This is a genomic window from Geobacillus sp. ZGt-1 (assembly GCF_001026865.1).
GTDB classification, from domain to species: Bacteria; Bacillota; Bacilli; order Bacillales; family Anoxybacillaceae; genus Geobacillus; species Geobacillus thermoleovorans.
Genome location: NZ_LDPD01000023.1, coordinates 1 through 14332 on the forward strand (window position 1 = coordinate 1; position 14332 = coordinate 14332).

General features: G+C 48.0%; 10 protein-coding genes and 2 pseudogenes. 3 read left to right on the forward strand and 9 right to left on the reverse strand.

Annotated features, from left to right (window positions below):
* Positions 1-136: 136 nt before the first annotated feature.
* From VU18_RS08760 to VU18_RS08770, 3 genes are read right to left on the reverse strand one after another with little or no spacing between them, the layout of a single operon-like run.
* Positions 137-2593: a DEAD/DEAH box helicase family protein gene (locus VU18_RS08760; RefSeq protein ID WP_047758010.1), complete on the reverse strand. Its 2457-nt coding sequence runs from the start codon at positions 2591-2593 to the stop codon at positions 137-139.
* A complete protein-coding gene (locus VU18_RS08765; protein ID WP_047758166.1) occupies positions 2586-2912 on the reverse strand; it encodes a nucleoside triphosphate pyrophosphohydrolase in 327 nt (108 codons plus the stop codon). Before VU18_RS08765 ends, VU18_RS08760 begins: the two co-directional genes overlap by 8 nt.
* A gap of 19 nt (positions 2913-2931) precedes the next feature.
* Positions 2932-3828: an RNA polymerase sigma factor RpoD/SigA gene (locus tag VU18_RS08770; protein ID WP_053003353.1), complete on the reverse strand. Its 897-nt coding sequence runs from the start codon at positions 3826-3828 to the stop codon at positions 2932-2934.
* A 478-nt stretch (positions 3829-4306) separates the two neighbouring features.
* On the opposite strand from VU18_RS08770, the gene VU18_RS08775 reads away from it, so the two are divergent.
* Positions 4307-7237 (forward strand): DEAD/DEAH box helicase, encoded by a 2931-nt coding sequence (locus VU18_RS08775; RefSeq protein ID WP_236687338.1) that lies wholly within the window; start codon positions 4307-4309, stop codon positions 7235-7237.
* A gap of 368 nt (positions 7238-7605) precedes the next feature.
* Here the strand turns inward: VU18_RS08775 and VU18_RS08780 are convergent, their stop codons facing one another.
* From VU18_RS08780 to VU18_RS08800, 6 genes and pseudogenes are all read right to left on the reverse strand, one after another.
* The gene (locus tag VU18_RS08780) at positions 7606-8577 is read right to left on the reverse strand and encodes a sugar phosphate isomerase/epimerase (RefSeq protein WP_047758011.1); all 972 of its coding nucleotides are present in this window, start codon (positions 8575-8577) and stop codon (positions 7606-7608) included.
* A 103-nt stretch (positions 8578-8680) separates the two neighbouring features.
* Complete coding sequence (locus tag VU18_RS08785) at positions 8681-9835, reverse strand: Gfo/Idh/MocA family protein (RefSeq protein ID WP_047758012.1); 1155 nt, start codon at positions 9833-9835, stop codon at positions 8681-8683.
* A complete protein-coding gene (locus tag VU18_RS08790; protein WP_047758013.1) occupies positions 9832-10581 on the reverse strand; it encodes a ThuA domain-containing protein in 750 nt (249 codons plus the stop codon). Before VU18_RS08790 ends, VU18_RS08785 begins: the two co-directional genes overlap by 4 nt.
* Before the next feature lie 93 nt (positions 10582-10674).
* Complete coding sequence (locus VU18_RS08795; RefSeq protein WP_047758169.1) at positions 10675-11754, reverse strand: Gfo/Idh/MocA family protein; 1080 nt, start codon at positions 11752-11754, stop codon at positions 10675-10677.
* 140 nt (positions 11755-11894) lie between these two features.
* Positions 11895-12139: substrate-binding domain-containing protein (locus VU18_RS19905; RefSeq protein WP_236687339.1), on the reverse strand; the 245-nt coding region annotated here is incomplete at its 5' end.
* 1 nt (position 12140) lies between these two features.
* Positions 12141-12899, reverse strand: a pseudogene (locus VU18_RS08800) (LacI family DNA-binding transcriptional regulator); the annotation flags it as partial.
* 445 nt (positions 12900-13344) lie between these two features.
* Here VU18_RS08800 and VU18_RS08805 point away from each other — a divergent pair.
* Positions 13345-13551: pseudogene (locus VU18_RS08805) on the forward strand (transposase); the annotation flags it as partial.
* 204 nt (positions 13552-13755) lie between these two features.
* Entirely contained in the window at positions 13756-14208 is a 453-nt protein-coding gene (locus VU18_RS08810; protein ID WP_047758016.1) for a GNAT family N-acetyltransferase, read from the forward strand.
* Positions 14209-14332: the final 124 nt, after the last annotated feature.

The following is a 14332-nucleotide window of genomic DNA, read 5'->3' on the forward strand; positions in this document are numbered from 1 at the left end:
AAAAATGCTCATCTACAGTTAATAAATTGGTTTCTCCCCCCTTAGACTCCTAATTTATTTGAAGACGCGGAATGATCTATCAAATACTTCCAACAGATCCACAATTTTGGATTAAGGAATTGCTGCACTCGCACTCCTAGTGCGTCAGTCCATCCTTTTTCTCAAAATACACATGCAACCGATACTCGCAAATTTCTTTCGTCCAATTGTACAAGATTTCTTCATGCTCCCGCGCAATGGAAAATTGGAGCGCAAACACGTTGTTTTCAAAGGAAATCAGCCCATTCGAACTGCCGCTCCATTTCGTCATCGGCATGCGGGCGATCAACCGGCTCACCTTTTCTTGGTCATATTCCCAGAGGCGCTTCGTTTCTCCGTCGGAAAAATCGATGCGCTTTCGGTATTCTTTTTCCGTTAAGTACCGATGGAAAAACGGGGCAGCCTCCTGCGGTGTAATTGGTTGGTGCCATCCGGACGGTCCACGTTCAAGCATGGCTTTTAGAACAACCATTTTATAGCTTTTTGACATCACCGTACGTTCCACTTCAACAAGCCACGGTTCGTGTTTTAGAAACACTTCCTTTTCCAGCTCCGACAACTCCCCCGCCCAATATAAAAAGCCGACATAAGATCCGAACTCTTGTTTGTACTCCGCTGCTTCACTTCGGCCTTGGAGATGCAGTTCCAAATAAGTCGGCCGTCTGCCAAGCTCCTGTTTCAGCTCCCGATAATCAGCAAGCAGCCGCTCTTTGCGCGGCTGGCGTTTTTTCTGCATCTCCTCGAGAAGATGGATGGCTTGTATATCAAGATGCAGTTCGCACGTTTCTGGAACGGTTGGCACAACGGATTCCCGCGCCGTTTTCTTTGTTTCCTCTCGCCGCGTATCAAACAGACGCAGTTTGACATCCGCATTCCGGTAGTTTCCGATTAAATCAATAATCACGCAATAGTCCTTGCCTTCGTACAGCCGCAGCCCGCGCCCGACTTGTTGGGTGAAGACGGTTAACGATTCTGTCGGCCGCACAAACAAAAGTGTATCGACAGAAGGAATATCAACCCCTTCATTGAACAAATCGACGGTGAAAATGGCGTCCAGTTCACGGCATTCCAACATGGCAATGGCCTGCTTGCGCGAAATAGACCTCTGTTTTGAGTGAAGGCTGACAGTTCGATAGCCATGGCGTTGGAAATACTTGGACAAAAAATCGGCTTGCCGAACGGATGAACAAAAGACAAGTGTTCTCGTTTTCTTATACTGCTCCCACGCTCGCAAAATTTTCTCCGCCACCTCCTCGCGAAGCTGCACTTGAAGCAATTCTTCCTCATCATAGCGATTGCCAAGCCACTTGATTTGCGAATAGTCTGTGTCGTCGTAGACCCCGTAATAATGGAAGGGAGCCAACCAACCGCGCTGCACCGCTTCGATAAAATCAATGCGGTACGCGACATTGCCGTCGCAAAGAGCGTATACGTCTTTGTTGTCGCTCCGATCTGGAGTAGCAGTGATGCCAAGCAAAAATTTCGGCTGAAAATAACAAAGGACGCGTTCGTACGAGCGGGCTGCCGCATGGTGGAACTCGTCGACAATGATCAAGTCAAATGCGTCGGGACGAAACGAATGCAAATGTTTTTTCATGCTTAGTGTAAAGATCGAGGCAAACACCATGTCGGCATTTCCTTCTTTTTGATTGCCATCGTACAGTCCTGCTGTTCGATCAGGAATCACGCGTTCAAACGACTGCTTCGCCTGGCGAAGAATTTCTTCGCGATGGGCGATAAACAGCACCCGCGAAAAACGGCGGGCAAAAAAAGCGGCCAAGTATGTTTTTCCCAGCCCGGTCGCCATGACAACCATCGCTTTGTCGTACCCTTCTTCATAGGCAGCTTCCAACCGCTCCAACGCCTCAACTTGGGCAAAGCGCGGCTGGATCGTTCCATATGGCGCCGCCGTTTCATGGACAACATCAACCTTGTCCGCCGTCTCTCCCTCTTGCTTCTTCTCCGTTTCCGTCGGAAGCATCAACTCGATTTCTTCATTCTCCGCCCATATGCGGGCTAAATTGGGGTGCCGCTGATGATAGTCTTGATGCTGCTTTTCATAGTCAGCGGCCGTTTCGGTATTGACCGGCACGGTTTCCGGAGCGTAAAACAGCTTTAAAAACTGCTCCATTGCTTCGGCAAATACATCCTCATCAACGCTCTTATCCAGCCCAAGGTTCCATTCGACACCGTCAGTGAGCGCCGAGCGGGACAAGTTGGAGGAACCAACAATAAAATAGCCGCCTTCTGTATCTTCAAATAGGTACGCTTTCGGATGAAAGGACATTCCCTCGCTCCGATACAAGCGGACCTCGATGTCCGGGTGGATGGATATGAGCTCGCGCAGCGCCTCTGGCTGAGTGACAAACAAGTAATCACCAACGCAAATTTTGATATCCGCCCCCCGCTCTGCAGCTGCCCGCAAACTGTCCTTCAATAAGCGAACCCCGGACTTCATGGCAAACGATGTCAGTATGTATATCGTCGACGAGCGGCTCATCTGTTCCTGCAGCTTGTCGAGAAGACGTCTGGAAATCAACTCCACCTTACTCATCGTGAACCTCGATCAAAAAAATTTTGTCTCGAAAACCACCGCGCTTCTCTGCCTTTTTGGCGCGGATTTGTTCCACTTGCTCGATCGAAGCGCCATGGCATTCAGCCAAAGCATGGATAATTTCCAACACGTCTGCGAGCTCTTCAAGAGCCGCCTCATCCGTTTCCGCTTGGACGTATTCCTCAAGCTCCTCAAACGCTTTTTTCTGCAGTTCTTTCCTATACTCTTCATCGTCAAGTATGCGGGTTGTGAACGTTTTTCCCGCTTGTTCAATAATGGTTGGAATGCGGTCGCGAACGAGTTTGTTGTAAATCATAATCCTCGCCCCTTTTTGAATATTAATAATCTTCAAATCCACGTAAATATTTTTTTAGTTTGTTTAAAGCCTTTCCTTCAATTTGTCGAACTCTTTCTCGAGTAATACCCATTTTTCTCCCTACTTCTTCTAAGGTTTTATTATGATCATCCTCTAAACCAAATCTCTCTATAATGACATGCCTTTCTCTCTCCGTCAATCTATCTAACGATGCAAAAATTTTCTCCCGTACTTCTGAACGAGATGCAAGTTCTGATGGATCTTCTAGCTCTTTGTTGTAAGATTCATAAGCATGCTCCACATGATTAGGGATAAAGTCTATGAGTTCCTCTTCACCGTCTTCAACAGGAGAATGGAGCGAAGCCATATGAAGGTAACGCTTGTCAATGGCTTTTAACTCATAATATTTTTCCTTTGACATATCAAGTTCTCGACAAATCCAATCAACATTAATCTTTCGGAACAGCTTGTACGACTCGTTTTCCTTGGCAAAAACCTTGCGAATTTTCTCGAACGTATGAACCGGAACTCGAACAGTGAATCCACCGTTAATAATAGCTCTCAATATCGCTTGACGAATCCACCAAACAGCATAAGTCGACAGACGAGTATTAGACTTTATGTCAAATCGATGAATAGCCTTTATGAGACCAAGTGTTCCTTCAGCAATCAAGTCCTCTTCGCTCAGTTTATGATTTACATACTTTGAATAATACATGGCCATTTTTCTTACTAACCCTATATTTTTCTCAATTAATTCCTCCAACAAGCCTTCTTTGTCAGTCGAGCAATCGTGAAGCTGTCTTAGCAACTCTATATTTCCGTTGTATTTTGGATCCGTTTCCTGAATATCTACTGTGGCTAAAAACTCGTTAATATCAAAGTCATCATCCTCAATTATTTTTTCTTCCCACTCCATTTTACACCATCTTCTTTACTGTTTAATTCTTTTTGCCTAAAAGGGAAAATAATCACTTAAAAATTTCGCAATTGTATTTGATTTGCTTACATTCACTATATTAATATTTAAATGATGATTTGAAAATACATGTGTGATGAAAGGAGCGACAAAGTTGCAGCCGACATTTACAACCGTCCTTAACCAACACTTGAATAACATGGGAAAACCTCAATCAAAAAGCAAATTGCTGGTTTTTATCGGATTCGATAAACAGTCGCTAAGTTATATGCCCTCACACGTAAAAAAGTTATTAAGCATCGACCTTGAAACGAGTTTGAATACATTGATACAATCTAAACCCTCGCTCGTTCAGGAACTTATCTTGAATACTACTAGTTGCGAGAAGCATATATACTGGTGTACATATGAGGAATTTCTAATAATTGGTTCTGATATAATATCTTTGTACTTTGACCACTACCTTTTACAAAATAACGTGTACCATCGGAAGTTTCCCTTGATCTATCAAATAGATGAATTAGAAGAGATATATAGAGGTTTTTTTGCTAATGATGAATACTCTTCTGAAGAGTTTGCCCATCCTCTTTTGAATGATTTGTTAAATATGTACGGGGACATCAAAAAAATTAACAATCGATTCTACGTTTCTTATACCCTTTATGAAAATGGAATTGACTTCTTTCCAAGTCAATCCGGCTCTATCGCTCTTCACCGGTCTATAAGCAACCAGCCACTGATTGAGTTAACAGAGGAAGAAGATCAATTTCTAGAATTTACTGAAAAATTAATGTCGGGGCAGATTAAACAGTCAAAAATATATATTTCCTACAATGGAGATATCAATCTCTTTCCAAATAACTATCCTGCCCGTTTAAGCGTTCTGCAATTTTTGTTTCCCGATATTGAGTTTATACTCTCTCCAAAAATTCTTGATCCAAGGGAGGAAATTTACGATGATGATTATATTAGCATACTAAAAAAATATTGGGGATTCTCCTCATTTCGGCCTTTAAAAATGTACAAAAATATCAATGATGTTTCTTCAAAAGAGACAGTCTCCATTTCTCAAGGGCAAATTATTGATGATATTGTGAAACAAGCTGAAAATGCTCAAAAAGGTCTCCTGTTTCGAGATATATTTGTAACCTCTCCTACCGGAGCGGGAAAATCTATTATGTTCCAAATTCCTGCAATTTACCTGGCAGAAAAATATGGGCTAATGACGATCGTTATTTCACCATTAATCGGCTTGATGAGAGATCAAGTTTACAGCTTGCAAGAAAGGAATGTTGAAATTTCTGCAACCATCAATTCTGAAATCACCCCTTTGGAAAAAGCGGAGATCATTCAAAAAATTAAAGATTGTCAAGTATCTATCTTATATATTTCCCCAGAAACGTTGTTAAGCCGATCAGATATTAAACAATTGATTGGCGACCGACAAATCGGCCTATTTGTGATCGATGAAGCCCATATTGTCACAACTTGGGGAAAAGCGTTTCGCTCGGACTACTGGTATTTGGGGAGTTATTTGCAAAAAATTAGAAAAGAAAACAGATTCCCTGTAGCTACGTTCACTGCTACTGCCATCTATGGTGGCATCGAGGACATGTACGGGGAAACAAGGGACAGTTTAAATATGATCAATCCAATTAGCTACTTTGGTTATATAAAGCGTGATGATTTGGCCGTCAATATCCAAAAGGCAAGAATAGAAGAGGACTCTTTCGGAGAATATCTTTCACTCAAATATTCATTACTCTTAAAAAGACTTTCCCATTTTCTAGACAAAAAGCAAAAAACACTTGTGTACTTTCCTATGATTCGCTACATTCGCGATTTTATAGAGTTTGTAAAATCTAAAGGGACAAAAGAGATGCAAGAACAGATTGTAAAATATTACGGCTCAATGACCAAAGAGGAGAAAACAGAGAGTTTTCTTAAATTCCGCAATGGCGACTCATTAATCATGCTGGCTACTAAGGCGTTCGGAATGGGGATTGATATACCTGATATTTATAATGTTCTGCACTTCGCCCCCACGGGCAATGTATGTGATTACATTCAGGAAATCGGAAGGGCCGCCCGACAATTAGAGAGAGGCCGAGCTTTTTTCGATTATTTTAGCCGGGACTTCGTTCACGTCAATCGATTGCACGGCATTTCTACGATAAAAAAGCATCAACTAATACAAGTTATTGAAAAGATTGTGAGAATTATTGAACAATCCGCCAAAGAGGGGAAGTTTTCCAGAAACCTATTGGTTAACGCAGAAGAGTTTAGATACATCTTTGAAAGAAGAACAAGAAGCGATCAAGATGAAGATATAGACAATAAATTAAAAACTGCATTGTTGATTATTGAAAAAGATTTTATTAACAAGCTCGGATACTCTCCAATAGTGGCAAGGCCCAGAAACCTATTTACAAACGAATATTTTATCGTAGACCGTGGATACGAGGAAATTCTCCAATCAGAATACTGCTCTTATTTTCAAATAGTCGGAGCTTATAGCAACAACCAAAATAACATTTACGGTAATGTTTATACATGTGATATGAAAAAATTATGGGAAAGTCAATATAATCACTTATCGTTCGCTCAATTTAAACATCATTTTCATCATCAAACTCTTGATTTGCCTTTTATCAAATATCTTCAACCCGTTTTGCAATTAAAGTTGGAAATTAAAGCCGAGAATCTTTATGATTTTCTTTCCAAAGCTGAAAGTGATATAAACCAAATCGCTGATTTGTTTGGACAGTTCGTCCATACCAGACGTTCTTTTGATATTTCATCTCTTTCGCGATTGCTTCAAAAAACGTTTCGGAAGAGCCCTTATTATTGTGACAGCCTAGCTTCAATTTTACTGCAAAGTGCAGAAGGCTATAATCGGCTGTTAAAGGAGACAAAAAATTTTCACACTAATTTTATAAATTTTTACGAGGATAGAAATACCTATACAATTACAAGTGGATTTTTTGAATTTACTGATTGGCTTAAAAACGATATAAAAAACCTATTTAACAAAGATTTTATCAAGCAACACAGCAAATCATTGTTTGAGAGATTTATTGCAAGAAGCAACAGAAATCATTTGGAAAAAACATTTATCCTATTAGGGGTATTAGAATCACTCGGCTTATTGGTATATAAAATATGCGGGGGAGACAATCCGGAAATTTATATACGCGTAAACTCTAAATTGCAACTCGATCGTGTTATAAGCCAACCAACAAGGTATACAAATAATATTCTCGAAAATGTGTACAAACGGCACCAAATATCGGTCGCAATGCTCACTTTCCTGTTTGAAAACGAGGTTCGGTCCGACGAGTTTTGGGAGTACATTGAAGATTACTTCTTAGGAAGGATACCAAATGAAGTGCTGGCACGAATAAACTAATCCTTATCGCGGCAACTGCTAAAGGCTTCTGTATGGTAGTTGCCGCCCCCTCCCTACATACTCCCCCCTCCCACGTGTCATAATAAAAATCGACATGATTTTTGAAAAATCGACATCATTCGAGTGTGGAGGATCATATGGAGCGTTTCGTTCTTTGGCTGCTTGTTGCGGTCGGGGTGGGGCTTTTGTTGTTGAGTTTCCACATTTTGCCATCGTGGGATGTATGGGTGTCGTTTTTGCTGAATGCGTATGCAGCGAGTTTTTTCGGTTCGATCGTGGCGGGGGCCGGGCTGCTGGAGTATCCGGTCCGTTTTTTTTACGCTGAAACGGCGGGCGGCAAGGGATCGTTTTCCCTTGCCGCCTTCTTTTTACGCCCACCACATCTCCGGCAGTTCTTCTTTGAACAGCACCTTTTTCAAAAGCGCGACGGCTTTGGACAGCCCTTCATCGATCGAAGCGAGCATGTCTTCGTGTTCGATTGACAGCACGTAGTCGTAGCCGACGGCGCGCAGGGCGCTGACGATGTCGCGCCACATTTTTTCGCTTTGCCCGTAGCCGACGGTGCGGAACACCCATGAGCGATCGAGAATTTGGCTGTAATGTTTCGTATCGAGCACGCCGTTTTTGCGGATGTTCGCTTCGTCTAGGTACGTGTCTTTCGCATGGACGTGGAAAATCGCTTTTTCGCGGCCGAGCAGCTTGATCGCCTCAACCGGGTCGATGCCTTGCCAAAGCAAGTGGCTCGGGTCAAAGTTGGCGCCGATCGCGTCGCCAACGTGTTCGCGCAGTTTGAGGAGCGTTTCCGGGTTGTAGACGACAAAGCCCGGATGCATTTCAAAGGCGATTTGCGTGATGCCGTGCTCCTTGGCGAACGCCGCCTCCTCGCGCCAGTACGGGATGACGACTTCGTACCACTGCCATTTTAAAATTTCCAAGTAATCCGGCGGCCAGGAGCACGTGACCCAGTTTGGGTATTTGGCGCCGGGATGGTCGCCCGGGCAGCCGGAGAAGGCGTTGATGACCGGGACTTCAAGCTGCTCAGCGAGTCTGACCGTTTTCCGCCACGTGTCATGCGACTGTTTCGCGAACGTTTTGTCCGGATGAAGCGGATTGCCATGGCAGCTTAACGCGCTGATGACGAGGCCGCGGTCGGCGACAGCTTTTTTCAGCGCTTTGATGTTTTCCGGCTGATCCAACAGCGCGTCGGGATCGCAATGGGCGCTGCCCGGGTAATTGCCGGTGCCAAGCTCAACGGCTTCGATGCCCATGGCGGCGACTTTGTCCAGCATTTCCTCAAACGGCAGCTGTTGATACAAGACGGTGAATACGCCTACTTTCATTTTGTCATTCTCCCCCTTTTGACGGCGCGCAACGGCCGGACGGCCGCCGCGCCGCGCTGTTGTTGCTTCTCGTCGGATGAGCGGATCGAACGAACTCCCACGCTTATTCCGCCACCCGCACCCATTGTTTCGTGCGATGGCTTTCCAAAATGGCGTCGACGATCCTCATCGTATGGTGGCCGTCGGCGATCGTCGCAAACGGCAGTTCCCCAAGCGCCTCGCCGCGTTGTTTCCGGATGATGGCGCCATAAAAATCACGGAACAAATTTTTCAGCCCGTCCGGCCAGCCTTCTTCATGGCCGCCCGGGTAATGGGCGTAAGCGGCGGCTTGCGGCGACAAAAGCGCCGGGTCGCGGACGATTTCTTCGTTCGGGCCGCTGCGGCGCCCGACCCAGAGGCGGTTCGGGTGCTCTTGGTCCCAGGCGAGCGTCATCTCATCGGCGGCAATTTCAAAATAGAGCCGGTTTTTGCGGCCGGCGCTCACTTGGGAAATCGTAAACGCCCCGTGGGTGCCGTCGTCAAAATGGACGAGCACGCTGCCGCCGTCTTCCGTGTCAATCTGGACGGGCTCGGCGTCTTGGCTGCGGCCGGATGTGAACGTGCTCCCTTCCTGTTTCGGCTTGTAGCGAACCGGATGGACGGTGCGCAAGTCGGCGAACACTTCGACGATGCGTTTTCCGAGCACGTATTGCACCGTGTCGCACCAGTGCGAACCGATGTCGGCGATGGCGCGCGACGGGCCGTTTTGCGCTGGGTCGAGCCGCCAGTTGTAGTCCGTGTCATACAAGAGCCAGTCTTGCACATAACCGCCGTACACGAAATGAACGCGCTTCGCCTCACGGGCGAGCCGCTCTTTCGCCTCGACAACGATCGGGTAGTGGCGGTAGTTGAAGCAGACCGCGCTAAGGCTTTCGCTTTGTTCAGCGAGCCGCTTCAATTCCGCTGACTGTTCGCTGTCCATGGCGAGCGGTTTTTCCGACAACAAATGTTTTCCCGCCTCAAGCACGGCCTTGTTGATCGGGAAATGGAGGACGTTGCGCGTGCAGTTGTGCACGGCTTCGACGTCCGGGTCGTCCACCAAGGCGCGGTAATCGCCGTACGCTTTCAGAATCCCGAATCGGCGCGCGGCTTCCTCCGCTTTTTCTTGGCTGCTTGAAGCGATGGCGACAATGTTCACGAACGGCAGGCGGCGGAGCGCCTCAATATGGGAAGAAGCGGAAAAGCCCGTGCCGATAATGCCGACGTTGATCGGTTTCACTGCGTCACTCCTCCTTGTTTCGCTTTGATCGGCTCAAGCGGCTTGACATTGCCAAAGACGATTTCCCCGCGGTTGACCGGCGCGGCCCAGCGGACGGCATTGGCGATCACTTTCAGCACATCCGGGTGATGGTACGTCGGATACGTTTCATGGCCGGGGCGGAAGTAGAAAATTTTCCCTTTCCCGCGCGTGAACGTGCAGCCGCTGCGGAACACTTCTCCGCCTTCAAACCAGCTGATGAAAATCGTTTCGTCCGGCTCTGGGATGTCGAAAAACTCGCCGTACATTTCTTCCTGCTCAAGCTCGATGTACGGTCCGATTCCTTCCACGATCGGATGGCCCGGGGCGACGACCCAGAGACGCTCTTTTTCATCCGCCTCGCGCCATTTCAAATTGCATGTCGTCCCCATCAGCGTTTTGAAAATTTTCGAGAAATGGCCGGAATGAAGGACAATGAGCCCCATTCCTTCGAGCACGCGGCGGTGGACGCGTTCGACCACCTCATCTTTCACTTCGTCATGGGCGATATGCCCCCACCAGACGAGGACGTCGCACCGGTCGAGCACCTCGTCGGTCAAGCCGTGCTCCGGTTCATCCAAGACAGCGGTCGCGGCGTCAAATCCCGCTTCAGCCAGGTAGCTCGCGATGACAGTATGCATGCCTTCCGGATAAATCGCTCTTACTTGTTCATTTTTCTTTTCATGGCGAAATTCGTTCCAAACGACGACGCGGATGGGTGTAGTCATTCATGGATCCCCCTTGTTTTTTTCGGATTGCGTTCATAAAGGCAAGGACGGCTTGTTTTTGGTTCACAGCTCGCGGGAAGCCAGCACCGCTTCTCACCATTCAATGCGGACTTGCCGCCCTTGTTCGGACGACTCGTAAATCGCTTCCAACACTTTAGCGATCATAAGCCCTTGTTCCGCCGTGCAAAGCGGTGCCGTCTCCTCCGTGATGCTCGTGACAAAGTGGTCAAGGAGCGCCACCCGTTCGCCCTGGTCCTCAAAATGGAGCGTGACATCGGCCGGAACGCCGTGTTCGTTGCGGAACCATTTCACTTCTTGGCGGTTGCCGGCGATGTTCCACTCCCAGCGCACGCCGCCTTCCGTGCCAAGAAATTCGACATATGCCCGCTCTTCTTCAATGTGCGACGCCCAGCTCGTCTCCAGCAGCACCGTCGCGTCGTTTTCGAGCTGGATGAACGCCGCGGCGAAATCTTCGACCGTATAGGCGGCATCAGGCGAAAACGTCGTTCCCGGCCATGCCCCTTGGCGACGCGGGCCGAACTTCGCGTACGTTTTCCCCGTCACGGCAACCGGGTTCGGATTGCCGAGCAGCCAAAGGGTCACATCGAGCATATGGACACCCAAGTCAATGAGCGGACCGCCGCCGGAGCGCTCGCGGTCAAAAAACCATGCCCCCCATGCGGGAATGCCGCGGCGGCGCACCCAGCCCGTTTTCGCGTAATAAATCTCGCCGAACGCACCGGATTGAATTCGCTCATGCAGCCATTGCGCCGCTTGGCGGAAGCGGTTGTTCAACGACACCATAAACTGTTTTCCCGACTCATCACGGGCGCGGATGATGGCGTCGGCCTCTTCCGCTTTCGTCACCATCGGCTTTTCGCAAAGCACGTGTTTCCCGGCCCGCAAGCTGTCGACCGCCACTTGGGCGTGCAAAAAATTCGGCACCGTGATGATGACGGCATCGACATCTGGTGAGGCGAGCAGTTCCTTGTAGTCGCGATACACTTCACGGATGCCGTACGTTTTCGCTTTCTCCGCGGCCGCTTGTTCATTGACGTCGCAAATCGCCTGCAAGACGACGCGCTCGGGCAGGGTGAGCGCCGCCTTGATGTGTTCATTGGAAATCCCTCCAGCTCCAATCAAGCCGAGGCGGATTGGAATCGTGTTCCCCATGCTTTTTCCCCCTTGCGTTTTATGTTTGCGGCTTCCATATTCCATCGCTTCCCCATCATTTGCTTGATGTAATCGATTACATCATCGCCAGAAAATCCGCCCGTCCCCCAGGACCGGAACGGGACGCTCTGTCCAATTCTTCAGACAGAGCGCCCGCCTCCACACGAATCGCGGATGACAAGCCGGTCGGGAAGAACGAGCTGGCGCCGCTCGACATCGATTCCTTCAATGAGCCGAAGCAGCAACTCCATCGCTTTTTGGCCGATCTCAAACATCGGCTGGGCGATGGTTGTAAGGCTCGGTTCAAAAATCGAGGCCATGTGAATGTCGTCAAATCCGACAACGGCGACATCGTCGGGAACGCGCCCGCCGCGATGGCGAATGGNTTTAACCGCCCCGATCGCCATCTCATCGTTGGCGGCGAAAATCGCGGTTGGCGGCTTCTCAAGGGCGAGTAGCTTGAGCGTCAAATGATATCCGGACTCATAGGTAAAATCACCTTCCTGCACGAGCGCCGCATCGACTTCGATCTCGTGCTGCGCCAACGCTTGATAATAGCCGCGCAGCCGATCGCGGCTTAAAATGACGTCCATCGGCCCGGATAAGTGGGCGATGCGGCGATGGCCGAGGCGGATCAAGTGTTCTGTCGCTTTGCGGGCGCTGCTGATATTGTCAATGGACACGGTCGGGATATCCGTCCCTTCGAGATACTCGCACGCCAAGACGATCGGAAACTGGCGCGCCATCTCTTCCATCAGCTCTTTGCGGATGCGGGCGGTCAAAAAAATCATCCCGTCGACTTGCCGCTGCGGCAATACGTTCAAATATTGCTCCTCAAGCCGGGCATCGTTTTGCGTATCGCCAAGCAGCACTTGATAGCCGTGCTTGAGGGCGACCGCTTCAATGCCGCGCAGCACTTTCGAGAAAAATGGGTTCGTAATATCGGGCACGACGACGAGCACCGTCTCGGTCTCCATCCGCCGCAAATACCGGCCGAGCACGTTCGGCTGGTAGTTCAGCGCTTCAATGGCTTCAAGCACGCGCTGCCTTGTCTCTTCGGTGACATTGCCCGTGTTGCGCAACACGCGCGACACGGTCGCCGTCGATACGTTCGCCCGTTTCGCTACATCTTTTATGCTTGCCATTGGTCGTAGTCCTCTCGCTTATGTAATCGATTACATCACCATCGTATCGGAAAGACAGGACGGTTGTCAAGCGTTGTTTTTTCTATCCGTCTTAGACATGGGTTGCTCCTTTCTCATCGGCGAAAAAGATCATCTCCCATCACGAAAGCTTCTGCGAAAGCGTAATCATGAGATGAATCGATGCTTCCGACCTCCAACCACAGGTAGGCATTGTCCAAGACTAGCGCACCCCCGCTCTTTCGACAAGAGCAAACCGTTCAGGGACATTTGTGGTGTTGGCAGGCCAATGCATGTATGACGCGAAGTCAATACAATACAAAACAGAAATTTTTCCTAGTGATCCAATTTTTATTTTCTATGCAGGATTTTTTCTTCTGCTCACGAACCAGTTTATCATGTAACGTTTCAAAATGAGGTGATCGAATGGCCATTGACCATGACCGNNTATGAGCAAAAGGGAAGGAAAGCGGGATGGGAAGAAGGGATGAAACGCGGGATTGAACAAGGGATCAAGCAAGGAATGAAACAGGGAATGAAACAGGGAATGAAGCAACTGATCCGTAACATGGCGCGCAAAGGAATGACGGAGAAAGACATTGCTCAGTTGGTGGATCTTCCAGTGGAAGATGTTCGGGCATTGCTTGAAAAGTAGGGAAATCAAAAGCAAGTGGATGGCCCTGGAAAATACCGAAAGAAGACGGTTGGCGGCGACAAGCGGCCAACCGATCGTCGTACGAACAGCATGGCCTAAAGATGCCCGGAGACCGCCGTGTTTGTGAAGCCCGTGACTTTCGAAGATCCAGTGCCTAAAAAAGCCTAACCAACCATCTATGAAGCATTGGGAGAGGGGAACTCCATGGAAATTAGAAAACCAAACGATTCGGAATACAAAACGATTTTATCATTCACACCACAAGCATTATTCGAAGGCACATTAGGCGAAGCAAAACCGTCAGAGGAAAAAGTCAAACAACTGATTGAGCCATTATTGCAGAAAGGGAGCTATTATTTGATCGCAACGGAAGGCAATCATCTGATAGGTTGGATTTTAATCGGAGCAAGTCAAGACCTGCTTACTGGGAAAAGATATGGATTCATCTATGAATTGTTTGTGTTAGAAGAATTTAGAGGAAAGGGAATGGCAAGGAAATTAATAGAAGCCGGCATCGAACATTTGAAACAAGATGGATATTCAGAGGTTCGTTTGCGTGTATATGCAGGAAATCAAGCGATGAAACTGTATGAAACATTCGGATTCAAGCAGAAAACCATTATCATGAGCGTCAACTACCCACCACTTAAAGCCTAACGGCTTTTGAAGTGGGGGCTTGGCAAGCCCTAGTTGACTACCCTCAGCCATTCAATGGCTACGTTGGAAGGGTCATGACACTTACGGATGCTCCTCCAGTCCGTAACCCTGTCGCAGATGGTTA